Origin of the sequence: Qipengyuania algicida, from assembly GCF_009828025.1 — a bacterium.
Taxonomy (GTDB): Bacteria; Pseudomonadota; Alphaproteobacteria; order Sphingomonadales; family Sphingomonadaceae; genus Qipengyuania; species Qipengyuania algicida.
In genome coordinates, this window is the sequence record NZ_WTYA01000006.1 from 196,742 (window position 1) to 221,946 (window position 25,205).

A 25,205-nucleotide genomic window follows, 5' to 3' on the forward strand; every position below is an offset into this window, starting at 1 on the left:
AATCAGGCCTTGGGCTTGATCCCGAAGCGCTCGAAATAGGGGCCGATCGCTCCGTAAAGCCGCTTTGCCGCTTCGATGTCGCGCTCCCCCGACACCTTTTGGCCCTGTTCGGTTGCGATCACCCCGCGCAGATAAAGACTGGTCGATTGCGACGGCGTACTGATGAGCGCCGCCTGGAGATCGGCCAGCGCCGCATCGGTCTTGCCCAGGCGATAGTTGACCAGAGCGCGGCTATCGAGCACGCCAGACGCGTAATCCGCCGCCTTGACCGCGCGATCGCAGGTCGCGCCGGCGTCTTTCAGTCGATAGTCCCAATTGCCCATGTACCAGCATTCGGCATTGAGGACGCTTGAATCGCCGGGTCTCGCCGTTTCAGCTTCATCCAGCAGCGCCCATCCCTCATCCTTTCGTCCTGCTTCTCCAAGGATGTTTGCGCGTGCAATCAGCAGCTTGATCCGGTCATCTCCCGACAGGTCGAGGTCTGAGAGCATGGCCAGCGCCTCATCGGATTTGCCCTGCCACGACAGAATATCGGCAACCGCTTCGGCATACACGGGCGTGCCCTCAACGGCGTAGGCCTTGCGCGCGTCAGCCAGCGCACCCGCCACATCACCCATTTGCTGGCGAAGCGACGAGCGCTTGGAATAATTATCTGCGCTTGGTTCCAGTTCGATCGCCTTGTCGTAATCCGCCAGCGCAAGCTTGAGGTCCGGCCCGTCGGTATAAAGCCCCCCACGCATGACCCAGCGCCATGCCTCGGTCGGGTCCTGTGCGATGACCTCGTCATAAGCCGGTTTGAGCATGGCGATACGGCGCCGCGCATCCTCCGGCGAGCGTTCCCAGTATCGCACCGGGTTTTCGCCCGTCCGCAGCACAGGGTCGCCACCCGCCAGACGCGATGCCTTGGCCCGTTCCTGCGCAAGCTGACTGACCGGTATTTCCGTGGGAATGGTGACGGTGGAATCTTCCACTCGCAGAGTGTCGCCGGAAAGCTTGCTTTGGCGATGGACCCGCGTTCCAGCCACCACCTCGTCTACCGTGCCGAGGCCGGTAAGTTCATATTTGGTCTTGTCGGCTGGAAGCAGATAGGTGACATCGTAGGCGATGCCAAAAGGTCCACCGACGGCATAAGGTATATCCTGCCACGCCGCGCGCGCGCGATCGGGCGCGAAATCGGAACCGGTGCTGGGCAGATTCAAAGCCAGCTTTCCGCGGCTGCGCTCGAAATCGAAATCGGAATTGAGCAGCCCCTTGGCATGGATCGTGGCGATCCCGGACTTGTCGTCGTATGAAAGGCTGGCATCATATACGAGCCCATCGCCGATCAGGTTCTTGACGTAGCTCTGCACATATTTGATACGTCCGCGGGGATCGGTTTCCTTCACGTGCGGGCGGACGCCAGCGCCCATTTGCCCGCGAACCTCGATCGTCGCGTCATAAAGCATGGGCAGGTCGATGCCGGGACGGTAATCATAGGTGACCTTGACCGTCTGGTCCTTCGCCGTCGGCCATCTTTCGGTCATCTTGACAAGATCAGCCCCGCCATCGCGGATCGGCAAGGCATAGGCGAAGGGCGGCACCTCTGCGATTGTCGCCAGACGAGTGCCCGCGTTGGTCCCGTCGAGCCAGTAATCCTCACCTCCGATGACTGCGTGAACGATCATGTGATCGAAATCGCCGGGCATCGGCAGCATGACCGAAACCGCATCGCCATTCTTGCTGCGAACCAGCACCGCCTCTGCCTCGATCCCCATCTGGCGCAGCATGGCGAGCAGGAGATAGGACTTCGCCTTGCAATCGCCGTAGCGATCATCCCACGTCTGTTCGGGCGATTGCGGCAGGTAGTTGCCGCCGTTCATGCCGTTCATCAGATAGCCGGTCTGATCCTGCACCAACTGCAACGCATCGGCAGCCCGCGCCAGCGGATCGCTGCTGTGCTGCTCGATCAGGGTGACTTGCTTGGCGAGCGCACTGCCCGGTGCGATCGTTCCCTCGGTACGAAAATGGGGCGCCATCGCCCGGGACACGTCCTTCCAATCGGTGAAGCTGGTCGCCTGGATCAATGGCGGAAGGGTGAAGCGCGCCGGGGCATTCTTGGGCTGATCTTCTCGCTTGGGGATTGGCAAGGGAATGTCGATGATCTTGTAGCCATCGGCATCGACCAGAGGTGGCGCATCGAAATTCGGCCCGGTACGCCACTGCATCTTGGCGTCCTTCGGCCAGGAAATCCTGATTCGACCGAAACCGACCTTGGCCGGCTTGGGAATCAGGACATTGGCGAATTGCATCTCGTCACCCAGCGCCTGATCGCGCTTGGTGATCGTCTGGCTGAACCTCAGGACATCGCCCACTTTCAGCCCCGGCACCGCCAGCGACGCCGTGAGCGAGCCATCGAGGCTGCGCTTTTCCAGCTCCTTCTCCCGCCGCAGAACGTCAAAGCGGGTGCCTTGCGCCAGCAAATCGATGATCTGGCCATGGCGATATATCTCGAGCCGGTGAACGATAAGGTCGCCCTTGTCCGGCAGCCAGCTCAATTGCAGCGAGCCAAGCTTGGTCAGCGCTTCGGGGTTTTCGATCTTGTAGGCGATATCGCTGTAATTGCTGACCACCCCGCCTTCCATGCGGACCTGCTCGTCGAACACCACCAACGGCTCGTGCGAGGCGACCGCCTTGTCGAAATCGACCGGTGCAACCCATTTTTCGACTGGCTGATAAAGCACCTTGTCGCCTGCCTGCGCCGCAGATGGACACACAAGCGCAATGGCCGCCAGACCGGCGCCGAAAAGCAATTCAGATTTCAAGAGATTTCCCCCGACCGCATTTGCCCCACAACCTACCGTTGTGCGTCGGCTTTGCAAGCGCACTTGGGCAGTGGCCTTGCCAATTCTTCCCGCGCCGCTTAGCCGCGCTGCAACCATCTCTTCCCATCGGAGTATTCAATGGTCCCGCGCTATGCCCGTCCTGCAATGACAGCCCTGTGGGAGCCGGAAGCGAAATTCCGCATCTGGTTCGAAATCGAGGCCCACGCGACACAGAAGCTGGCGGATCTGGGCGTAGTGCCGCAAAGCGCACCCAAGGCTTTGTGGGACTGGTGGGCGACGAATCCCAAGATCGATGTTGCCGCGATCGACGCAATCGAAGCGGTCACCAAGCACGACGTAATCGCCTTCCTTACATGGGTTGCCGAACAGGTCGGCGAGCAGGCGCGCTTCATGCACCAGGGCATGACCAGCTCCGACGTGCTCGACACGACACTGGCCGTGCAACTTGTACGAGCGAGCGACATGCTGCTCGAAGACCTCGACGGCCTGCTGGCGGCGTTGAAGACTCGTGCTGTGGAGCACAAGCATACGCCCACCATCGGTCGCAGCCATGGCATCCACGCCGAGCCGGTGACGTTCGGGCTGAAGCTGGCGCAGGCCTATGCCGAATTCGACCGCTGTCGTACGCGGCTGGTGGCCGCGCGCGCCGAAATCGCAACTTGCGCGATTTCGGGCGCGGTGGGCACTTTTGCCAATATCGACCCCGAGGTCGAAGCCTATGTCGCCGAGAAATTGGGCCTGACACCCGATCCAGTCTCCACGCAGGTCATCCCACGCGATCGGCACGCGATGTATTTTGCAACGCTGGCAGTGATAGCCGGGTCGATCGAGCGCCTCGCGGTAGAAATCCGCCATCTCCAGCGCACCGAGGTGCTCGAGGCAGAGGAATATTTCTCGCCCGGGCAGAAGGGCTCAAGCGCCATGCCGCACAAACGCAACCCCGTGCTCACCGAAAACCTCACCGGACAGGCGCGCATGATCCGCGCCTATGCCCTGCCTGCGCTCGAGAATGTCGCGCTGTGGCACGAGCGCGATATCAGCCATTCCTCGGTCGAACGCTTTATCGGACCGGATGCCACGATCACACTCGACTTCGCACTCGCGCGGCTGACCGGCGTGGTCGAAAAGCTGCTTGTCTATCCGGAACGGATGCTGGCGAATATGGATCGCATGGGCGGGCTGGTGCATTCGCAACGCGTGCTGCTCGCATTGACGCAGGCTGGCGTGAGCCGCGAGGATGCCTACCGGCTCGTGCAGCGCAACGCGATGAAGGTCTGGGATTCGGACGGCAAGCTGCAATTGCTCGATCTGCTCAAGGCCGATCCCGAGGTTACCGCCGCTCTGTCGGAAAGCGAGATCGAGGCCAAGTTCGATCTCGATTATCATTACAAGCACGTCGATACGATCTTCGCCCGCGTGTTCGGGCAGGATGCCGCTTAGCGCACTGGACGCGGAACGCGGCCACGCCTAGCGTCGCGTCGCAATCTGGAGAGATCGGTAAGATCGAGGGAAAGGACCGTATCGATGCAATTTGTAAGAATGCTCTTCTGGGTGCTGGTGCTTGCGGCGCTGATCATTTTTACCGCGTTCAACTGGACCTCGGTCGAAGTGCGAATCTGGACCAATCTGGTGCTCGAAACCAAGGTTCCCGCGCTTGTCATCATCGCTTTCCTGCTCGGGCTTGTGCCGACTTGGCTGCTCCATCGGGGCACCCGCTGGCGGCTCAAGCGCCGCATTTCGGCGCTGGAAACGGCGGCGCGTACCAATGCCGCCAATGCCGCCACGAACACGCCTCCCCCGCCCGTCGAAACGATCCGCGCGGAAGACAAGCCCAACTTCAACTGATGATGAGCCGCCCATGAGCAATCCTGTCTATCTCGCCCTCGATCTCCCCCAGCTGCGCGACGCGCAAGAGCTTGCCGGGAAGGTCAAGGCGCATATTGGCGGTATCAAGCTGGGGCTGGAGTTCTTCTGCGCCCATGGTGCGCATGGCATCCATACGATGGCGAGCGTCGGCCTGCCGATCTTCCTCGACTTGAAACTGCACGACATTCCTAACACCGTCGCCCGCGCGATGCAGGCGATCCATGTGCTCGAACCGGCCATCGTCACGGTTCATGCCAGCGGCGGGCGCGCGATGATGGAAGATGCCAAGGCAGCGGCGGGCGAACACACCCGTGTGGTCGGCGTCACGACACTCACCAGCCTCGACGACCGCGATCTTGAACGCACAGGCGTGAGCGGGAGCACTCACGATCAGGTGCTGCGCCTGGCGGAACTGGCTCAGGCCGCCGGGCTCGACGGGATCGTATGCTCGGGGCAGGAGGTGAAGTCCGTTCACGATCAATGGCATGACGGGTTCTTCGTGGTGCCCGGCCTCCGGCCTGCCGGTACTGCCAGCGGGGACCAGAAGCGCGTGGTCACGCCGCGTCAGGCGCGCGACGACGGGGCCAGCGTGCTGGTGATCGGACGGCCGATCAGCCGCGCCGAAAACCCGCTCGCAGCAGCGCTCGAGATCGAATCAACGCTCTAGGGGCTGTCATGAGCCTGGAGTTCCGGCCTGCCCGCGCGGACGATCTGATCCTCCTCCACCCGCTGATCGAGCGTGCCTATCGCGGAGACACCGCGCGGCAGGGCTGGACGCACGAAGCCGACCTGCTGAGCGATTCGCGTACAGATCGCGCCACGCTCGAGGCGATCCTCCGCGATCCTGCGCAAGTGTTGCTGATGGCGCTTGAAAATGAAGCGCCGGTCGGCTGCGTCAACATTGCCGACCGGGGCGACCGCCTCGCCTATCTCGGTTTACTGTGCATCGAGCCGCTGCGACAGGCCGAGGGGTTCGGGCGCCAGCTTATCGCAGCCGGAGAGGATCACGCACGCAACGTCTTCGGCTGCACGACGATCGAAATGACCGTGATCGAACAGCGCCGCGAACTGATCGCCTATTACCAGCGGCGTGGCTGGCAGATCACTGGCGAGCGGCGCGACTTTCCGATTTCCCTCGATCCGCCCTATTTCATGACGGTGCTGGCCAAACCGCTCGGCTAGCCTCTATGGGATCGCCATGCCTGACCAGCTGATCAAGATATGCGGGCTTTCGACGCCCGAAACCATCAACGCCGCCGTTGAAGCAGGGGCGAGCCATATCGGCTTTATCCATTTCGAGAAGAGCCCGCGCCACCTTTCGCTGGACGACGCCGCGCGGCTGCGGCGTCATATTCCCAGCGGCGTCAAGCTGGTGCTGGTGACCGTCGCGATGCAGCCCGAACCGCTCGAACGCGCGATCAACGCGATCAAGCCCGATGTGCTGCAATTCCATGGCGGGGAAACCGCGCAGTGGATCAAGCTGGTCAAACAGATGATCGGCATCGAATGCTGGAAAAGCTTCGGACTGCGCGACAAGGACACTTTCGTCGAAGCGAAGACCTTCGATGGCATCGCCGACAGGCTGCTGTTCGACGCACCTGCGCATGAACTGCCCGGTGGCAATGGCCTGGCATTTCAATGGGATCTGCTCGACAGTTGGGAACCCTTCATGCCCTGGGCACTGGCCGGTGGACTGAACCCCGACAATGTGGCCGAAGCGATTCAGCGCACCGGAGCGCCGCTGGTTGATGCATCATCCGGCCTCGAAACTGAGCCGGGCGTCAAAAGCATCGAGAAGATCGAGGCATTCTGCAAAGCTGCGTTGGCGGCATAGAAAAAGGGCGGCCTCCAACGGAAGCCGCCCCGATATTCTGAGATTGGATCAGAAGTGGATGCCGACGCCAACGGTTGCGGCATTGGTATCGATCGCACCATCATTGTTGAAAAAGTGCTTGTACTCGACGCGCCCGTAAATCGGGCCATAGCTCTTCTCGACGCCCGCGCCGATGTCGGTCCCATCGGGACCCTGGCCATAGTTGTAGCCGCCGGTGGCATAGACCTTGAAGCCGGGCGACACCTGCGTACCAATGCGAGCGGAAGTGCCCCAACGCGCATCGGAATCGCTGATCAGAACCTTGTCGATCGATTGTTCGACGCCGATGAAAACCGGACCCTTGTTCCAGTCGTAACCGACCGATCCGCCAGCCAGCGCCTTGCTCGGCAGACCATCGCTCCAGCCAAGGCCGGTGTGAATGTCGATATGGCCTTCACCCGCCCATGCTGGGGCAGAACCCAGAAGCGCAATCGCGGCGGCGGTGGCGGCAAATGCTACACGCATAATTTATTCCTTTAACAATAGTATGTTACCGATCTTTCGGTCGCGTCGAGCTAGGTCTTCCTTTCTGTCGATGCGCTGAACGAGGGCGGGTGGCGTGACACCACTTCGATTGATTTCTAGAACGAAAACAATGCCTCAGTACCTCGCATGACATTGTCGCAAGCGGTCGTGATCAAATTTCATACCGCTCGTGCCAACCCCGGAAACACTGGACACTTCCAAGTGCCAATGCCAATCGCTTTGCCAAGATGAGCACCTCGACACCGACCACTGCCGCAATCGGCACCAACAGCTATCGCCAGATGCCCGACGCGCGCGGACATTTTGGCGATTACGGCGGACGCTATGTCGCCGAAACGCTGATGCCGCTGATCCTCGAACTGGAAAAGGAATACCGCAAGGCGCAGGCCGACCCGGCGTTCAAGGCGCAGTTCGACGATCTGCTGGAACATTACGTAGGCCGCCCCTCCCCGCTCTATTTTGCAGAGCGGTTGACCGAGGCGCTGGGCGGCGCGCAGGTGTGGTTCAAGCGTGACGAGCTCAATCACACCGGCGCACACAAGATCAACAATTGCATCGGGCAGATCCTGCTCGCCATGCGGATGGGCAAGACGCGCATCATCGCGGAAACCGGTGCGGGCCAGCACGGCGTAGCCACGGCCACCGTCTGCGCGCGCTTCGGCCTGCCTTGCGTGATCTACATGGGCGCGACCGATGTTGCGCGGCAGCAGCCGAACGTGTTCCGCATGAAGCTGCTCGGCGCAGAGGTGGTGCCCGTCACCAGTGGCGCGGCGACGCTCAAGGACGCGATGAACGAAGGGCTGCGTGACTGGGTCGCGAACGTCCATGACACCTTTTACATCATCGGCACGGCGGCTGGCCCGCATCCCTACCCGGAACTGGTGCGCGACTTCCAGAGCGTGATCGGCAAGGAAGCCCGCGCGCAGATGCTTTCCCGCATAAACCGCCTGCCCGATTTGCTGGTGGCGGCGATCGGCGGCGGGTCCAACGCACTCGGACTGTTCCACCCCTTCCTCGACGATCCCGAGGTGAAGATGCTGGGCGTGGAAGCGGCGGGATACGGCCTCGACGGCGACCAGCACGCCGCCAGCCTGCTCGGCGGCTTTCCCGGCATCCTCCACGGCAACAAGACCTATCTGTTGCAGGACGAGGACGGCCAGATCACCGAGGGCCACTCGATTAGCGCCGGACTCGACTACCCCGGCATCGGCCCCGAACACGCGTGGCTGAAAGACATGGGCCGGGTCGAATACACCGCCGTCACCGACGACGAGGCCCTCGACGCCTTCCAGTTGCTCTGCCGCACCGAGGGCATCATCCCGGCGCTCGAACCCAGCCACGCCATCGCGGCAGTGGCGAAGCGGGCAAAGGAAATGGATCGCGACCAGATCATCCTCGCGAACCTGTGCGGGCGCGGCGACAAGGACATCTTCACCGTGGCCGAGAAGCTGGGAGTGGAGATGTGAAAACGTCTCTCGCCAAAGGCTTCTGTATCGCTTTCTCAGCGTACTTTGCATTCCTTCTATTGTTTTCGACATTGGTTGATCGAGTTTGGCCGGGCGATTCCGTGGGCGATCGATCATTCCTCGAATCGCTGATTCAGCACACGCCCTTCACTTTAGGAATCGCGCTGGTCATCGCCGCTTTCGCCACACTAAGACGTTGGGCTCTTATGAAATGACCCGCCTCTCCAACGCTTTTGCCAAGCGTCACCCCGCCCTCGTCTGCTTCCTCACCGCGGGCGATGGCGACACTTCAGCCAATCTCGACGCGCTGGTCGCAGGCGGTGCGGATGTGATCGAGCTGGGGATGCCTTTCACCGATCCAATGGCCGATGGTCCTGCAATCCAGGCGGCGAATCTGCGCTCGCTCGGCGTCAGCACGACGACGGCGGACGTGTTCGCCATCGCCAGCGCCTTCCGCGAACGCCACAAGGACGTTCCGCTGGTGCTGATGGGCTATGCCAACCCGATGGTGCGGCGCGGGCCGGAATGGTTCGCGGACCAGTGCAAGGCGGCTGGCGTTGACGGCGTGATCTGCGTCGACATTCCGCCTGAGGAAGACGAAGCACTCGGCCCCGCCCTGCGCGCAGCCGGGATCGCGCCTATTCGGCTCGCAACCCCCACCACCGATGACAAGCGGCTGCCCGCCGTGGTCGCGGGGAGCGAGGGCTTCCTCTATTACGTAGCGGTCGCGGGCATCACCGGAATGCAGCAGGCGGCAATCGAATCGATCCGCGCCAATGTCGCGCGCATCAAAGCCGCCACCGAAACCCCGGTCGCGGTGGGATTTGGTGTGAGAACCCCCGAACAAGCCGCGGAAATCGCAGAAGTTGCGGACGGCGTAGTGGTCGGCTCCGCGCTGGTCGAGCTGGTTGAGAAATACGGGCACGATGCTCCGCAGCACCTGCGCGCGCTCACGGCAAGTCTTGCCAAGGCGGTGCATTCGGCGGCAAAGGCAGCGGCATGAACTGGTTTACCCGCGTCCGCAATTCGCTGCCCTTCGTCCCCAAGCGTACCACCGACGATACGCTGTGGATCAAGTGCCCTTCCTGCCAGGAGATGATCTTTGCGCAGGAATATCACGAGAACCTCGACGTGTGCCCGCGTTGCGAACATCACGGGCGCATCTCCGCCGACACGCGGCTGGCGCAATTGTTCGATCCCGGCTTCAAGATCCTCCCTGCCCCGGTTGTGAAGGAAGACCCGCTTAAGTTCCGCGACACCAAGAAATATACCGACCGGCTGAAACAGGCGCGGGCCAAGAACCCGCATAACGACGCTTTCACCGTCGCCGAGGGCAAAGTCGATTCGATCCCCGCCGTCATAGGGGTGCAGGATTTCGGATTCATGGGCGGCAGCATGGGCATGGCGGTCGGCACCGCCTTCTGTCAGGGCGCGGAAAAGGCGCTGAAGAAGAAATGCCCCTATGTCGTGGTCACCGCGGCCGGTGGCGCGCGGATGCAGGAAGGCATTCTCAGCCTGATGCAGATGCCCAAGGCGACCGTGATGACCCGGCGTCTGAAGCAGGCGGGCCTGCCCTATATCGTGATCCTGACCGATCCGACCACGGGCGGCGTCACGGCGAGTTATGCCATGCTCGGCGACGTTCAGATCGCGGAGCCCGGTGCCTTGATCGGCTTCGCCGGACAACGTGTGATCCAGGACACGATCCGCGAGCAATTGCCTGATGGCTTCCAGCGCGCCGAGTATCTGCACAAGCACGGCATGATCGACATGGTGGTCCATCGCAGCGAACTGAAAGCGACGCTGGCGACCGTGCTCGATTATCTCGCGCCCAAGAAGGCGGCCTAAGAGGCACTGAGATGCGGGATTTCGCCCGCTCCGACGACGCGCAGGTACAGCGCCAGCTCGATCGGCTTGGCTCGCTCAGCGTGCCCGAGGGGCGGCTTGGCCTTACCACCATCCGCGCAATGCTCGAACGGTTGGGCAATCCGCAGGATCGGCTGCCTCCCGTGTTTCATGTCGCCGGGACCAATGGCAAGGGATCGACCTGCGCCTTCCTACGCGCGATGCTGGAGGCGGATGGCAAGCGCGTCCACGTCACCACCAGCCCGCATCTGGTCCGCTACAACGAGCGTATCCGCGTTGCGGGGGAGTTGATCTCTGACGCACGGTTGGCGGAATTGCTCTCCGACGTGCTCGATCTGGGTGGGGACCTGTCGCCCAGCTTCTTCGAAGTGACCATCGCCGCAGCCCTCACCGAATTCGCCCGCATTCCCGCCGATGCCTGCGTGGTAGAGGTCGGCCTGGGCGGACGCTTCGATGCGACCAATGTGCTGGCCCCTGACGTCCTTGCCGCCTGCGGAATTGCCGCATTGGGAATCGACCACGAAAGGTTCCTGCTCGCGCCCGAGGCTGGCACGCCATCCGACCCACTCGCCCGCATAGCGTTCGAGAAAGCCGGGATCGCCAAGCGCGGTGTACCGCTCGCTACCCTTGCCTATCCACCCGCACCGGCGCAGGAAATCGAACGCGCCGCCGACACGGTGGGCGCCGAACTGCTCATGCGCGCTCGCGACTGGGACGTTCACGCAACCGCGGTCGGCATGGAATATCGGGACTGCCATGGCACACTGGTGCTTCCACACCCGACTCTGCCCGGATCACATCAGGTGGAAAACGCCGGACTGGCTCTGGCGATGCTGCGCCACCAATCGCGTATCACCATGGACGGCGGAGCCTTTTCCGAAGGCCTCATATCCGCCCGCTGGCCTGCCCGACTTCAGCGCCTCGCTACCGGGCCGCTGATCGACAATCGCGAGGTCTGGCTCGATGGCGGCCATAATCCGAGCGCTGGTGAAATGCTCGCCCAACATTTCGCGGGACAGCGCTTGCATCTCATCGTCGGGATGCTCGCCAACAAGAACCCGCTGGCTCTGATCGAGTTTTTGCAGCCAAGCCTGGCCAGCATAACGGTCGTGCCAGTGCCGGGGCACGAGCATCATGCCGTTGAAGCGTTCGGTCCATATGCTCGAGCCGCCGATGGTGTGTACGAAGCCTTGTCTGCGTTACATGACGACCGGCAACCCATACTCATTGCAGGATCGCTCTACCTTGCGGGAGAGGTCCTGCGATTGAACGGCGAAATGCCCGACTGATCGCTCAGTCCTGATGGACGACGTCGGGCGTAACCGTCCCGCTCGATGCACCCATCTTGACCTGCCGCCACCATTCCAGCGCGACGAGGCCGACTGCGCCGATGCCGATCCAGGTAGTGAAGATGAACACCGCATAATAGCCTTGCTGCTGGATCATCTGCCCCAATGCACCGCGCCCCAGCGTGCCGATCAGCAGCGTCAGAGACGACAGCAGAGCATATTGCACCGCGCTGTATTTCTTCGACACGATCGAGGACATCCACGCGATATAGGCCGCGCCCGCGATGCCGATCGCAAGGTTTTCGCCACCGATCGTCACCATCAGCTTAGCCAGTTTCTCGTCTCCACCGAATTGCGTGACCAGCCAGCTGAAGCCGCTGTTGTCTGCCACCAACCCTATGAAATGGCCGCCAATTGCAAGGTCGGCGTAGAGCAGATTGGTCACAGCCGCGAGAATGCCACCGATCATCAACGTAAACATTCGCCCAAGGGCCGTCAGCATCCAGCCACCCAGCGCCAGTCCCAGGATGATGGCCCCAATTCCGAAGATCTTGGACGCAACCGCCACCTGATCGTTGGTATAGTGAAGATAGCCGAGATAGAACGGGTAGGCGAAGCTACCCCAGATGGCGTCGCAGATGCGATAGGTCAGCACCACTGACAGGATCAGCACCAGGGACCAGCCCAGCCGCCCCACAAATTCAACCAGCGGCAGCACCAGCGCGCGATAGAGGTGGTCCATGAAATAGGCGCCCCCCTTTGCCGCCGGCGCATCCTCGGTGAGCAGATTGACACCCTTCTTTTGCTGTGCGGCAAGCCAGCCGGCAATCAGGGCTGGCAGAACGATGGTCGCCACAATGATCCATGGCCCCCAGTTGAGCGTAAACGCCGTTGGGTCGGGTCGGTCCGCAGGCGGCTGGGTCAGCGAGAGCACCATGAACACCAGCACTGCACCGATTGCCAACGCCCACAAGACACCGACAACCGCCAGCGCACGATAGCGTACTGCAGGGACGATCTCGCCTGTCTTGCGCAAGGCGCGGACCTGCTCGTCGCCCTCGCCCGCTGCATCGCCCATCGCCGAATCAGCGATTGGTGCAAACAGCCCGATGGCACCGATCCCGAGCAGGATTGCGCCCATGATCAAATAGGTTTGCGGCCAACCGATCCGCTCGGCAATGATCAGCCCGATCGCACCGCCGACCAGAGACGCAAGGCGGTAACCCATTTGGTAGATTGTCGAGAGAATATCGAGCGGCGCTTTCTCGTCCGCCACGTCGATACGCCACGCGTTGATCGCGATATCCTGCGACGCCGAAGCGAACGCCCCAATCCCAGCGAGCAGCGAGAACCAGCCAAGCTGCGTTTTGGGTTCGAGCAGGCTCAATGTGACGAGAATTGCACCGAGCAACAATTGCATCGGCACGATCCATTGCTTGCGTTTGCCCAGTTTGCGGAGGCCGGGAATATCCACCTTGTCGATCAGCGGCGACCACAGGAACTGGAAAGCATAAGCAAGCCCGATAAGCGAGAAGACGCCCATCGTTTCCAGATCTACATTCGCCGTCGTCAGCCAGGCGAACAGCGTTCCGAGGAACAAAGCGAAAGGCAGGCCGCTGGCGAAGCCGAACAGCAGCATGAAGCCCGTCTTGCGATTGGTCAGCGCCTGACCAAGCACGCGCCAGCTACTTGGACCCTTTTTCGCTTTTGTTCCGGCCATTCCCTAGCGTCCTTTTCTAAGACCCGATTTTTTGCGACACTAGCGGCCTAAGCTGAACGGGAACAGTCGGCATGAGAGAGGCTTCCACGATATCACCACAGGCCCTGCCAACCGCAGGACAGCACGCTTTAGCGCGGCTTGTCGCGTCTGGCGGCGAAGGGCGCAGCGCACAAATGAATAGCGTCCCAGCCTCGGTCTATACCGATCCAGAGCATTTCCAGCGCGAACGGCGCGCTCTCTACGATCGATTGCCGCAGATTCTAGTCCCCTCCGCACTGTTGCCGGATAATGGCATGGCTCTGCCGCATGACGCCACCGGACGACCGCTGCTCATCACGCGCGATGCCGAAGGCAAGGCGCATGTGTTCCTCAATGTCTGCCGCCATCGTGGAACGCGGCTGGTCGAGGGTGCAGAAACGCAATGCACCAAGAAGCTGGTATGTCCTTACCACGCGTGGACCTATGCGGTGGATGGACGTCTACTCGCACTACCCCGACCTGACACATTCCCGGGCCTCGACAAGAACACCATGGGTCTGATCGAACTGCCCTCGCTCGAAGCTGGCGGGCTGATCTGGTTCGCTCCGCAAGAAGTTGCGGACTTCACCTATGCACGCGCGCTGGGCGAGGACATGGACGCCTTTGGTACACCGCACCACGTGTTGTTCCGGCGCAAGACGCATGAGGTTCGGGCGAACTGGAAGCTCATCATGGATGCCTTCCTCGAAAGCTACCACGTCACCCGCCTACATGCGAAAACCATCGGGCCGTTCTTCAAGGACGGGGTGACGGCGGGGGACATGATCGGGCCTTTCGCGCGCTCGGCTGTCGGTCGCCTTGAGGAGATGGAGGGCGTCGACCTCACTGATATGGCGGCGCTGCGCCGGGTCGTGACATTCGCTTATCAGCTCGTCCCCGGCGCGCTCATCATCCCCAGCCCGGACTATATCAACGTCATGGTCATGATGCCTCAAGCGCATGATTTTACGCTGGTCGAGGATTTCATGCTGATCCCGGAACAGCCTGCGACCGACAAGGCGCGCGATCATTGGGAGCGCAGTTGGGCGCTGCTCGACGGAGGTGTGTTCGCGAGCGAGGATTTCCGGGCAGCCGAACTGGGGCAACAGGGATTGTCGACTGGCGCAATCCCCGAATTGACGCTCGGAACGCTGGAAGGAGGCATACGGCGCTTTCACGAGACGATCGAGGAGGCCTTGCGCGCCGCCGATTGAGCGCCTAGCCGCTCGCTCCATGTCCGACAGACTTCCTCCCGAAGGCGATCGCATTGCCAAGCTGCTCGCGCGCGCGGGCATCGCCAGCCGCCGCGAAGTCGAGCGGATGATCGCGGACGGTCGCGTAGCGCTCGATGGCAAGGTGCTCGACACACCTGCCGTAAAAATGGGTAACCTCAAGGGAGTGACGGTGGACGGCAAGCCCGTCGCTCAGGCCGAGGCGGCACGTCTATTCGCCTTCCACAAGCCATCCGGCCTCATTACTGCCGAGCGCGACCCGAGAGGGCGCCCGACAATCTACACCGCGCTGCGCAATGCCCTGCCGCGCGGAGCGCCACGACTGATGCCCGTCGGGCGTCTCGACTTCAACACCGAAGGCCTGCTGCTGCTGACCAACGACGGCGAATTGAAACGCGCGATGGAATTGCCCTCCAGCGGCATTCCGAGGACCTACCGCGCCCGCGCTTTCGGCGAAATCGCCCAATTGCATCTCGACGAACTGATCGAGGGCGTGACGATAGAAGGCGTGCGCTATGGCAGTATAGAGGCCGATCTCGAACGCTCGACCGGGCGCAACCGGTGGATCACACTGACTTTGACCGAAGGTAAGAACCGCGAGGTGCGGCGGGTACTCGAACATCTCGGCCTCAAGGTGAATCGGCTGATGCGAATCGCTTATGGACCCTTCGAACTGGCTGACCTGCAGCGTGGACAAGCGATCGAAATTCGCCAGCTTGAAGTCGAACGCTTCCGCAAGTCGCTAGGTCGGAATCCACGCGGATGAGGATTATCGCAGGCGAATGGCGGGGCCGGACGATTGCGGCACCGCCGGGCGATGCTACTCGCCCAACATCCGACCGGACACGCGAAACACTGTTCAATATGCTCGCCAGCCGTCTGGGTACGTTCGAGGGCCTAAGCGTCGTCGACCTGTTTGCGGGATCGGGCGCGTTGGGGCTGGAAGCGCTTTCCCGAGGCGCAGAGAGCTGTCTGTTCGTTGAGCAGGAGAGTGCTGCGGTGAAGGCGATCAGGAACAATATTGAAAAGCTGGGCGCCGCAAGGCATTCGATCGTGCAAACCGGATCGGTCTTCAGCCTCGGTCCGGCAAAACTGCCGCATGACTTGATCCTGCTCGATCCACCGTATGGTTCGGGAGCGGGCTCGGTGGCGCTCGACCGGCTTGCGAGACTTGGCTGGATCGGTTCGGGGAGCTGGATTGCTCTGGAAACGGGGCGCAGCGAGGCCATCGACCTTACACAATTCGAAACGATCGCCGAACGAACTATCGGCAAGGCGAAGCTCAACTTGCTGCGCCTTGCCGATCGGACTGCGTCCACGGCCCTCGATTAACGCCTTGGCGGTGAGCCCGGCTCATCGGACGGCTTATGTTTCTTGTGAGTCATCGGCTTGTCCGGTGGAGTTTGTGTGTCTGGACTCATCGCGTCGGGCGTGGGCGACGCTTCAGGTGCCGGTGACGCGTCGGGTGCCGGCGTGGCGTCCATAGGCGTAGCGTCTGGAATTGTCGCATCCGGCTGAGCCGCGTCAGGCGGGGTCGCCGGTGTCGAAGATTGCGGGGAGTCCGGCGGCTGCGATGCAGTGACCGGCTGAGGTGCGATCTGTGCAATCGCCGGTGTCGCCAAAAGAACTACTGCTGAAATCGGGAATAAAAACTTACGCTGCATGGTTGGTCTCCTTCAATTCAAACCATGCGCGACGAACTGCCTGCCATTTATCAATGCCCCACAGACACATATCGATGTGGGCCGCTGATGCGATTCCTACAATCAATTCGCTATTTCATCGCCGCTACAAAAAGGCGTTCGGACGGAAAATGTGCTCAAAATAAGGCAGATCGCTTTGCCGCATAAGACTCACGAAGTTGCGGGGCGCTGATTGTCGAAGGGCGGAGCAACCATGGTAGCCCCGCCCCCGATCCTGGCGCTGCGAACAAACCGCGACGGCCTGCGCGCACCGGATGAGACCGTATCAATCGCCCGGAGTAGTATCGCTGGCAGGCTTGCCCGGCCAGTAGTCGAGAGGCTTGGTGCCCTTGTGACCTTTCTGCCATCCATTGATGCAACCGTCCTGTTGACCCTTCTTGCAAATCGGCAGGTCCCCACTTTCCATGGCCGACGAGTTGGCACTGCTATTGGCGGGCGTCGGTTGAACAACCTCGCTCTTGACGAATTGCATATTGCCCGAGGTGGATGCAGCGGTGCTTGCGCTCATTGTATCCGTTGCAGCGGTTGCTCGCGCACCCATCTGCGCTTCGATCGCATTCCAGGCGGCCTGCTGCTGGGCGGGGGTCAGGGACACGATCTTCGTACGCTGCCCATCCGTTAGAACCCACCAGCCCTTTTGCTGAGAGGGAGTAAGTGTCCAGTAGTAGGTCTGAACCTCGACTGGCCAAGCATCATATGCAGCCTGCTGATCGGCCGGCCATGAATCATGGGCAGCCTGCTGATCAGAGGTCATTGCGGAAGTGGATGCTGTAGCCGTCATATCGGTATTCGTGTCCTGCGCCATCGCAGGGAAAGTGGCGAGTGTCAGCGCAGCGGCGCCGGCGAGTAGAAGGGTACGCATAGATTTCGTCTCCATCGTGTATTCCAAAGCGCATAACGCAGATGACTTGGCGATTGTTCCGAGCTTGCCCTTGCGTCGCCGTGAAGCGTTCCTTAATTGTTCGCATGATCCAATGAGCACTCCCGACACCTTGCCCTCCCCCTCCGACCGTGCGGATCTACCTGCCTACGCGCAGCGACTCAACGAACCGCAGACCGAAGCCGTGTTGACGACCGAAGGCCCGGTTCTGATGCTGGCGGGCGCCGGCACGGGCAAGACAGCGGCGCTGACAGCCCGGCTCGCGCATCTCATCGCAACGCGGCGCGCCTGGCCAAGCGAAATCCTGTGTGTGACCTTCACCAACAAGGCCGCCCGCGAGATGCGCGAGCGCGTCGGCCGTCATATCGGTGATGCAGTCGAAGGAATGCCATGGCTCGGCACTTTCCATTCGATTGGCGCAAGAATGCTGCGCCGCCATGCCGAACTGGTCGGGCTGCAATCGAATTACTCCATCATCGACACCGACGATCAGTTGCGACTGCTCAAGCAGTTAATCCGAGAGAACGATATTGACGAGAAACGCTGGCCGCCACGCCAGCTCGCCGGACTGATCGACCGCTGGAAGAACCGCGGGCTCAACCCGGAAGACCTCGATGCGGTGGAGAACGAAGCCTATGCCAATGGGCGCGGGCAGCAGTTCTACAGGCTGTATCAGGAGCGGCTGAAAAGCCTCAACGCCTGCGATTTCGGTGATTTGCTGCTGCACATGCTCAACATTTTGCGGCGGCACCGCGACGTTCTCGAACAATACCAGCAGCGCTTCAAATATATCCTTGTCGACGAATATCAGGACACCAATCAAGTCCAGTACCTTTGGCTGCGACTGCTCGCTCAGGAGCGCAAAAATATTTGCGTGGTGGGAGACGACGACCAGTCGATATATTCATGGCGGGGGGCAGAAGTCGCCAATATCCTCAAGTTCGAGAAGGATTTTCCGGGCGCCAAGGTGGTCAAGCTGGAGCAGAATTACCGTTCCACGCCGCAGATCCTCGCGGCCGCTTCCGGCCTGATAGATGGCAATAGCCAGCGGCTCGGCAAGACCTTGTGGACCGAACTTCCAGCAGGCGAGAAAGTCCGGGTCATCGGTGTGTGGGATGCGCCCGAGGAAGCGCGGCGCGTCGGCGAGGAAATCGAGCGGATGGAACGAGAAGGCGCTCCGCTGGACCAGATCGCCATCCTTGTACGCGCACAATACCAGACACGCGAGTTCGAGGATCGCTTCATCCAGCTCGGCCTCAGCTACCGCATCGTCGGCGGATTTCGCTTCTATGAGCGTACCGAAATCCGCGATGCGCTCGCTTATCTTCGGGTTATCGCCCAACCGGCCGACGATCTCGCTTTCGAACGCATTTACAACCAGCCCAAACGCGGCCTCGGCGCGAAGACGCTCGAAGCGATGCAGCGTCATGCGCGCAGAACGCAGGTCCCCTTGGCCGCCGCATCGCTCGACCTTGCAGACAGCGACGAGCTACCCGCCCGGGCGCGCAACACACTGACCGGTCTCCTCGCACAATTCGTCCATTGGCGCGAACAGGCTGAACAGGAGGCACCCGCCAATCTGCTCCGCATGGTCCTGAACGAAAGTGGATATGATAACATGCTGCAAAAGGAGCGCAGCGGGGAAAGTGCTGGACGGCTTGAAAACCTGTCCGAGCTTGCGCGCGCAATGGAGGAATATGACACGCTGACCGACTTCCTCGAGCATGTCAGTCTGGTGATGGATAACGACGCACGCAACGATGGCGAAAAAGTCACCATCATGACCATGCATGCAGCCAAGGGTCTGGAATTCGATCACGTATTCCTGCCCGGCTGGGAGGAAGGCGTGTTTCCCTCGCAGCGTTCGCTCGATGAGGGCGGGCTTGCAAGCCTGGAGGAGGAGCGCCGTCTCGCCTATGTCGCGATCACCCGCGCGCGGCGGCGCTGCACCATTCTGCACGCTGCCAACCGCCGGATTTTCGGCCAATGGACGAGTTCGATACCGAGCCGCTTCGTCGAGGAATTGCCCGATGAGGTCACCAATCGCGAAAGCACGATGAACGGAGGCGCGTCGCTCTGGCGCGCCAACTGGTCGGAAAACGAAGACCCATTTGCGCATGTCGCCCGCGATGCACCAGCCCGCGGTTCGACCCGCGGCCCAGGTTGGCAAAGGGCGCTGTCGGGGGGTTATGATGCCACGCCCAAGCGCCTTGCCGAACCAGGGCGGAGCGCTGCCAGTTTCGCTGCCAAACCACGCAGTGACGTTGCAATCGGTGCGCGCGTTTTTCACGAAAAGTTCGGATACGGCACCGTCACCGACCAAGAAGGCAACAAGCTGGAAATCGAGTTCGAGCAGGCCGGGACCAAACGGGTGATCGACAGCTTCGTCAAACTCGCCTGAACAGCGCCATCATTGCGAAAGCGCCCCCGCGATCATGAACCGATCGCGGGGGCGCTTGCAAAAATTTCGATAACCACCCTGCCATCACCGGCAGAAGCGGCCGTAGGTTCAGGCAGCGAAAGTCAAACGCTGCGGCTGGCGGCGTCGCAGAGTACCACCGATGAAACCGAAACCGACGATCATCAGCGCCCACACGGCTGGCTCTGGAACTGCAGCGACCGAGCTTTGCGTGAATTCGACGCGAAGGCCAGTGGGATTGCCACTTCTTTGAGCCGTGTTCTCAACGTTAAACGTCAGAGTGTTGAGCCCAGAGACAAAGCCACTCGCCGCCGAAAAATCAGTCCAGCGATCGTAGGTTCCGCCAGTCGCCGCAAGTGCAACGCCATTGAGCATGATCGAATTGACCAAGTTGTCAGCTGCGAACCGTCCCGCGAAAGACGCGGTGGAAGGGTCGAAACCGGTAAGATCGAAGTTCAGGCCATAGCTATAGAAGCCATTGCTCGAAGGATCGTAACTTTGGTTGCCGTTGGCGGACGGTGTCAGCCAAAGCGATGTGCTGTTGTTTGCGAGCCAGTTACCGTTGACCGAAGCTGAATCATACGCGGTGTTGCTCGCAGCACTCGTCAGCGTCCAGTTCTGATCGACGCCACCCGGCGTTGCAGTGGTGCTGCAATCGGCAGTCTGGCCAGTATTACAAAGGCCTGCGATGTCGGCGGCATTTGCCGAAGAGCCGATAAGCATGGCTGCTCCGGCTGCAGCGATATAAAATGTCTTCACTAAAGCGATCCCTCTTCGACAATGGCGCTACGGGTCAATATGACCGGCACGGTTAACTCAAAGTCAATAATTTGCCTTTGGTTCCCGAAAATTCACAATGATTTCATACTGTCTCGTAACGGTACACTCTCGTGTCGAGCCTCCACTGCGAAATGCGGAATACCGCGTGGCGTTCAGATGATCGCTTCCCCCGGCTCGGCGGCTCTCGAATCCGTCCTATAGCGACGCTCCCAAGGACGCGCGAGTTCGCCCCACAATCCGCGACTGCCTTCGGCTATTCCGGTCGCACAGTTGATGTGGGGCGCTGGATCAACATAGGTGCCGAACAAGCGATCCCAAACGGTGAGCATATTGCCGTAGTTCGATCCCATCAACGCTTCGTCGCGAACATGATGGAGGCGGTGGGCGGCCGGAGAGATCAGCACATGGCCGAATGCACCCAATGTCCAGGGTACATCGGCATGGATAAAGTAGCTCCACCAGCTACGCAGAAGATTGGCGCCGATTACAGCCCATACGGGAACGCCGAGGATCAGTATAGGAAGGTTGTCGAGCAGCATCTCGATCAGCTTACCGACCGGATGTTTGCGCAGCACGGTCAGCCAATGAATCTGCTCATCTGCGTGATGCGTTGCGTGGAAGCGCCACAGGGCTGCATCGTGCTCCAGCCGGTGTCGCCAATAGGCTCCAAATTCGATCAGCAGCAGGGCGGCAACAAGAGTCAGTGGCTCTGGAAGACTGAGCCAGAATGCAGGCAGGAACGGTGCGACCGGCACGACCGGAGCTACCGCGGCAACGGGAACTGCCATGATCGGCGCCAGAATAATATAATTGACCACCACCAACCCAAGATTGGTCGCCGCTTCGCTTCTGCATCGCCGTATCGCCGCCAGCAATCGCTGCCGCTTGGTCAGAGCTGCCAGCAAAGCGAAAACGAGCGCTAGTGGCCACAAGGTCGTGAACACACCGCGCGCTGTGGCGAGATAAATCTCCATGCGCAGCTTTTGGCGCATTTATGGCAAAGAAAGCGTTAAAAGCGAGCGCGTATCAGCTCAGCGCGGAGACACCGAGAAATTCGGGCATCGGCCCATTCCATTCGCCAGCAGGTGTTGGTCCCTCGTCGTCGCCACGTTTGGCACGGCGCGGCCCACGTTCACGATCATTGCCTTCATCGGCAGCCTTGCGTGATCGCGATGTCGATTTGCGTGGTGCCTTCGTCTCCTCAGTTCCGGTCTCATCCGGACGGATTTCTTCGGATTTCGTTTTGCGCGGCCGCGACTTGCGTTGCCTTTCCGGCTCCGCCCCACTTTCGCTTTCGGATGCATCTCCGGCCTGCTTCAGCTCGACCCGTACATCGCTTTGTCCGAAAACCGGTATACTCAAGCCAGTGAGCTTCTCGATGTTCTCGATCGCCTCTGCATCCTGACTGGTCACGAACGTGAATGCGCGGCCCTTGGCTCCCGCCCTTCCCGTCCGACCTATACGGTGGACATAATCGTCCGGGTGCCATGGCGTATCGAAATTGAAAACGTGGCTTACGCCCTTCACATCCAGGCCACGCGCGGCGACATCTGAAGCGACCAGAATGTTGATGTCCCCCGCCTTGAACCGCTCAAGTTCACGGTTGCGGCTGGTCTGATCCATGTCGCCGTGGATTTCACCACTTGCGAAACCGTGACGACGCAGGCTCTGGTTGACTTCCCGCACAGTGGTCTTGCGATTGGCGAACACGATCGCCGTCTCGACCAGATCGTGATTGAGCAACCAGCGTAGCGTCTCCCGCTTCTGTCGGGTCCCGACCTTCACCTTGAACGCGGTGATATCGGAATTGGTCGACGCAGCGCGGCTGACCTCGATCCGCTTGGGATTGTTGAGAAACTTCTTAGTCAGCTTCTCGATCGGCGGTGGCATAGTCGCAGAAAACAGCATCGTCTGCCGGGTCTCGGGCAGTTTCGAGCAAATGAATTCGATATCGGGTATGAAGCCCATGTCGAGCATCCGGTCCGCCTCATCGATCACCAGCAGTTCGCAGCCGTTGAGCAGAATCTTGCCCCGCTCGAACAGATCCATCAGTCGGCCCGGCGTGGCAATCAGAACATCGACACCTTCATCGAGCGCCTTTACCTGATCGCCCATCTGAACCCCGCCGATCAGCAACGCGAGGGTAAGATCGTGGTTCTTGCCGTATTTCTCGAAATTCTCCGCCACCTGCGCAGCGAGCTCGCGCGTGGGCGCAAGGATCAGGCTGCGGGGCATCCTCGCACGGCGGCGACCGTGACTGAGAATGTCGATCATCGGCAACACGAAGCTGGCCGTCTTTCCAGTTCCGGTTTGCGCGATTCCGATGATGTCTTTCATCATCAGCACCGGCGGAATCGCTTCGCGCTGGATGGCAGTCGGCTCGGTGTAGCCGGCAGAGTCCACTGCTTTAAGCAGTTCAGGTGACAGGCCGAGGTCGGCGAAGGTCATGCGTGGGTTCGCGCCAATCGTTGCAGGTGATCGGAAATGCCCGCTGCGCGCGGGCCGCCCAGCAGGAGAAGTTGCCCTTCGCCCAAAGACCCCGGAATGTCAAGATTTCCGCGCGCTCTGCTCCGGCGATTAGCTAGCGGTCGCCCTCCGGTACCAACAGGTGGACCGCCGACACAGCGCAACGCATTCCACTACGCGCAAGAAGCTTGTCGCGACCGACACACAATTTGCCGTCCTTGTTATGCGCAATATAAAACCCCGAATAGAAATCACGGGCAGAACATCCGCGTTCGAGATCAGCTGAAATCAGCCGTCGATCGCGCATGAACAGCAGCAATCGCGTGTCTCCATCCGGCTGCACCCCGGAGATGTCGGCAATGTGAATGCAACGGTTCATGCTCCGTTCGACATAACGGGGCGGACCAGTGTCCTGTCGTTCTATTCTCATCAGTTCCTGGCGTTCGCGACTTGGGTGCGGAACTACCCTGATAATGATGTGCTGTTCGATGCGTACCTGGTGCACGACGGGTGGATAGATCGGACTGTCAAAGACATGCCAGACGGTGCGATCACCGGTTGCCGCCCACATGTCCCGGTCGAGACGCGCACCGACGTTCGCGACTACCGGTTCCGGCACGAGATTGGACGTTGGCCCGGCGGGACCGGACCACCCAAAGGCCAAAAGTAAGGCGGATAAGCCGAGCATAACAGATTAGATCGCCGTCCTCCCGTCGAAGCGCCGAGCATCGGTAACAAGGGATGAGAAGTCCTCCACCTTGAATTACAACCACTTGCCGCTCGCGCTTGAATATCGGCTTAATTTTCTGGCCTATCCCAATCAACGATGCAAAGCGCACTGTCGTTTTTCCATCCGACTGTGGCATATCCGCCGCCATGACTGATGCGACTCTACAAGATCCCGATTTCGCCCAAACCGCCCACGCGCTGCTTGGTGACAGGGGCTTCACATCCGATCCGGACTTGCTCGACCCGTGGCTGACCGACTGGCGCGGGCGCTACACCGGACGCGCCTGCGGCCTGGCATCGCCGGCTAACACGCAGGAATTAGCGACGCTGGTAAAACTCTGTGGCAAGCAAGGCGTGGCGATCGTTCCGCAGGGCGGCAACAGCGGTATGGTCGGGGGTGCCACACCCGGTCGATCGGGAAACGAAATCATTCTTTCGCTGCGTCGAATGAACGCCGTCCGGTCGTTCGATCCGGAATCTAAGACGATCACATGTGAAGCCGGTATGGTGCTCCAGACATTGCACGAAACGGTAGAGACCAAAGGCATGCGCTTTCCCCTGACGCTAGGCGGCAAGGGATCGGCAACAGTCGGTGGACTTGTCTCGACCAATGCCGGGGGCACACAGGTGCTGCGCCACGGCACGATGCGCGCGCAGGTGCTCGGGCTGGAAGCTGTGCTCGCCGATGGCAGCGTGCTTGATACCTTGACCCCCCTGAAGAAGGACAATCGCGGCTTCGACCTCAAGCAATTGCTGATCGGCTCGGAAGGCACGCTCGGCGTAGTCACCGCCGCCACGCTCCGACTGTTGCCACAGATCGGCACGCGTATCGTCGTTTGGGCTGGACTCGATTCGATCCAATCCGCACGTCGGCTGCTGCTGCATTGTGAGGAACGCGGCAAGGATGCGCTTGAAGGTTTCGAGGTGATCCCGTCACACTCGCTTGACGCAGTGCTCGATCATTTGCCGGCCGCGCGCGCCCCGTTGGCGGACAGACACGCCTGGTATGCCTTGATCGAGCTTGTGTCGGATCGCGCGAATGACACGGGATTAGCGCATTTGACAGAAGGCATGCTCGCCGAGGCACTCGATAAAGGATTGCTGGCCGACGCAACCATCGCCGCGAATGAGACGCAGGCCGAGGCGTTCTGGCTCCTGCGCGATTCCATCTCCGCAGCGGAGCGCGCGATAGGTCCAGCAATGCAGCATGACATCTCGGTACCGGTGGACCGGATGGCTGATTTCGTCGAGCAGGCAATCGAGATTGTGGAACGGAAATTTCCACGCTGCGAGGCGATCGCTTTCGGTCATTTGGGTGATGGCAACGTCCATTTCCACGTCCTCGCGCCGCCGGGAGCCGACCGCGCATCGTGGGAGGCGCAAGACGCCAAGGAGATAAGCGCCTTCGTCTACGATCTCGTCACTCAATGGGGCGGTTCGATCAGCGCGGAACATGGAATCGGTCAGGACAAGGTCGCGATCTTCGAGCAACTGGGCGATCCAATTGCTTTGAACGTCCTCCACAAGGTCAAACAGGCGTTGGATCCCGACGGGTTGCTCAACCCCGGAAAGCTGTTGAAGGCCTGAGCG

Annotated in this window: 22 protein-coding genes; 14 read left to right on the plus strand and 8 right to left on the minus strand. The window is 60.8% G+C overall.

What is annotated here, in order from left to right; genetic code table 11:
- Window positions 1–2: 2 nt before the first annotated feature.
- Window positions 3–2,801: a DUF3857 domain-containing protein gene (locus GRI58_RS09535; protein WP_160753360.1), complete on the minus strand. Its 2,799-nt coding sequence runs from the start codon at window positions 2,799–2,801 to the stop codon at window positions 3–5.
- Between the two features lie 138 nt (window positions 2,802–2,939).
- Between GRI58_RS09535 and purB the strand changes: the two genes are divergently transcribed.
- From purB to GRI58_RS09560, 5 genes are all read left to right on the plus strand, one after another.
- Complete coding sequence (gene purB / locus GRI58_RS09540; protein WP_160753361.1) at window positions 2,940–4,262, plus strand: adenylosuccinate lyase; 1,323 nt, start codon at window positions 2,940–2,942, stop codon at window positions 4,260–4,262.
- A gap of 84 nt (window positions 4,263–4,346) precedes the next feature.
- Window positions 4,347–4,667 carry a lipopolysaccharide assembly protein LapA domain-containing protein gene (locus GRI58_RS09545; protein WP_160753362.1) on the plus strand — a complete coding sequence of 107 codons (321 nt, stop codon included), beginning with the start codon at window positions 4,347–4,349 and terminating at the stop codon, window positions 4,665–4,667.
- Between the two features lie 13 nt (window positions 4,668–4,680).
- The gene (pyrF, locus tag GRI58_RS09550; protein ID WP_160753363.1) at window positions 4,681–5,355 is read left to right on the plus strand and encodes an orotidine-5'-phosphate decarboxylase; all 675 of its coding nucleotides are present in this window, start codon (window positions 4,681–4,683) and stop codon (window positions 5,353–5,355) included.
- A gap of 8 nt (window positions 5,356–5,363) precedes the next feature.
- Window positions 5,364–5,870, plus strand: coding sequence for a GNAT family N-acetyltransferase (locus GRI58_RS09555; RefSeq protein ID WP_160753364.1), 507 nt, complete (start codon window positions 5,364–5,366; stop codon window positions 5,868–5,870).
- Window positions 5,871–5,886: 16 nt separating this feature from the next.
- Window positions 5,887–6,522 (plus strand): phosphoribosylanthranilate isomerase, encoded by a 636-nt coding sequence (locus GRI58_RS09560; protein WP_160753365.1) that lies wholly within the window; start codon window positions 5,887–5,889, stop codon window positions 6,520–6,522.
- Between the two features lie 48 nt (window positions 6,523–6,570).
- Here GRI58_RS09560 and GRI58_RS09565 read toward each other — a convergent pair whose 3' ends face one another.
- Entirely contained in the window at window positions 6,571–7,026 is a 456-nt protein-coding gene (locus GRI58_RS09565; protein WP_160753366.1) for an outer membrane protein, read from the minus strand.
- 248 nt (window positions 7,027–7,274) lie between these two features.
- Between GRI58_RS09565 and trpB the strand changes: the two genes are divergently transcribed.
- From trpB to GRI58_RS09585, 4 genes are all read left to right on the plus strand, one after another.
- On the plus strand, window positions 7,275–8,513 hold the full coding sequence (gene trpB / locus GRI58_RS09570; RefSeq protein ID WP_160753367.1) for a tryptophan synthase subunit beta: 1,239 nt from the start codon (window positions 7,275–7,277) through the stop codon (window positions 8,511–8,513).
- 211 nt (window positions 8,514–8,724) lie between these two features.
- Window positions 8,725–9,516 (plus strand): tryptophan synthase subunit alpha, encoded by a 792-nt coding sequence (trpA, locus tag GRI58_RS09575; protein ID WP_160753368.1) that lies wholly within the window; start codon window positions 8,725–8,727, stop codon window positions 9,514–9,516.
- Window positions 9,513–10,361 carry an acetyl-CoA carboxylase, carboxyltransferase subunit beta gene (gene accD / locus GRI58_RS09580; RefSeq protein ID WP_160753369.1) on the plus strand — a complete coding sequence of 283 codons (849 nt, stop codon included), beginning with the start codon at window positions 9,513–9,515 and terminating at the stop codon, window positions 10,359–10,361. The genes trpA and accD overlap by 4 nt, the downstream gene beginning before the upstream one ends.
- Window positions 10,362–10,372: 11 nt before the next feature.
- Complete coding sequence (locus GRI58_RS09585; protein ID WP_160753370.1) at window positions 10,373–11,668, plus strand: bifunctional folylpolyglutamate synthase/dihydrofolate synthase; 1,296 nt, start codon at window positions 10,373–10,375, stop codon at window positions 11,666–11,668.
- A gap of 4 nt (window positions 11,669–11,672) precedes the next feature.
- Here the strand turns inward: GRI58_RS09585 and GRI58_RS09590 are convergent, their stop codons facing one another.
- Window positions 11,673–13,388 (minus strand): AmpG family muropeptide MFS transporter, encoded by a 1,716-nt coding sequence (locus GRI58_RS09590; protein WP_160753371.1) that lies wholly within the window; start codon window positions 13,386–13,388, stop codon window positions 11,673–11,675.
- A 173-nt stretch (window positions 13,389–13,561) separates the two neighbouring features.
- Between GRI58_RS09590 and GRI58_RS09595 the strand changes: the two genes are divergently transcribed.
- Genes GRI58_RS09595 through rsmD form a run of 3 tightly spaced genes read left to right on the plus strand, consistent with a single transcriptional unit; the run spans window position 13,562 to window position 15,970 of the window.
- Window positions 13,562–14,620 (plus strand): aromatic ring-hydroxylating oxygenase subunit alpha, encoded by a 1,059-nt coding sequence (locus tag GRI58_RS09595; protein ID WP_237452209.1) that lies wholly within the window; start codon window positions 13,562–13,564, stop codon window positions 14,618–14,620.
- Between the two features lie 19 nt (window positions 14,621–14,639).
- Entirely contained in the window at window positions 14,640–15,404 is a 765-nt protein-coding gene (locus GRI58_RS09600) for a pseudouridine synthase (RefSeq protein WP_160753373.1), read from the plus strand.
- Window positions 15,401–15,970 (plus strand): 16S rRNA (guanine(966)-N(2))-methyltransferase RsmD, encoded by a 570-nt coding sequence (gene rsmD / locus GRI58_RS09605; protein WP_160753374.1) that lies wholly within the window; start codon window positions 15,401–15,403, stop codon window positions 15,968–15,970. Before GRI58_RS09600 ends, rsmD begins: the two co-directional genes overlap by 4 nt.
- Before the next feature lie 636 nt (window positions 15,971–16,606).
- On the opposite strand, the gene GRI58_RS09610 is transcribed toward rsmD, so the two are convergent.
- Window positions 16,607–17,203 (minus strand): hypothetical protein, encoded by a 597-nt coding sequence (locus GRI58_RS09610; protein WP_160753375.1) that lies wholly within the window; start codon window positions 17,201–17,203, stop codon window positions 16,607–16,609.
- Window positions 17,204–17,315: 112 nt separating this feature from the next.
- Between GRI58_RS09610 and GRI58_RS09615 the strand changes: the two genes are divergently transcribed.
- Window positions 17,316–19,622: an ATP-dependent helicase gene (locus GRI58_RS09615; protein WP_160753376.1), complete on the plus strand. Its 2,307-nt coding sequence runs from the start codon at window positions 17,316–17,318 to the stop codon at window positions 19,620–19,622.
- Between the two features lie 108 nt (window positions 19,623–19,730).
- Here the strand turns inward: GRI58_RS09615 and GRI58_RS15670 are convergent, their stop codons facing one another.
- The 4 genes from GRI58_RS15670 to GRI58_RS09635 form a co-directional block, all read right to left on the minus strand.
- Window positions 19,731–20,399, minus strand: coding sequence for a PEPxxWA-CTERM sorting domain-containing protein (locus GRI58_RS15670; RefSeq protein WP_337190945.1), 669 nt, complete (start codon window positions 20,397–20,399; stop codon window positions 19,731–19,733).
- 173 nt (window positions 20,400–20,572) lie between these two features.
- Window positions 20,573–21,394 carry a sterol desaturase family protein gene (locus GRI58_RS09625; protein ID WP_160753377.1) on the minus strand — a complete coding sequence of 274 codons (822 nt, stop codon included), beginning with the start codon at window positions 21,392–21,394 and terminating at the stop codon, window positions 20,573–20,575.
- A gap of 52 nt (window positions 21,395–21,446) precedes the next feature.
- Window positions 21,447–22,868 carry a DEAD/DEAH box helicase gene (locus GRI58_RS09630; protein ID WP_160753378.1) on the minus strand — a complete coding sequence of 474 codons (1,422 nt, stop codon included), beginning with the start codon at window positions 22,866–22,868 and terminating at the stop codon, window positions 21,447–21,449.
- Between the two features lie 133 nt (window positions 22,869–23,001).
- Window positions 23,002–23,505 carry a hypothetical protein gene (locus tag GRI58_RS09635; protein ID WP_160753379.1) on the minus strand — a complete coding sequence of 168 codons (504 nt, stop codon included), beginning with the start codon at window positions 23,503–23,505 and terminating at the stop codon, window positions 23,002–23,004.
- 257 nt (window positions 23,506–23,762) lie between these two features.
- On the opposite strand from GRI58_RS09635, the gene GRI58_RS09640 reads away from it, so the two are divergent.
- Window positions 23,763–25,202, plus strand: a complete 1,440-nt coding sequence (locus GRI58_RS09640; RefSeq protein ID WP_160753380.1) for an FAD-binding oxidoreductase — start codon at window positions 23,763–23,765, stop codon at window positions 25,200–25,202.
- Window positions 25,203–25,205 lie beyond the last annotated feature (3 nt).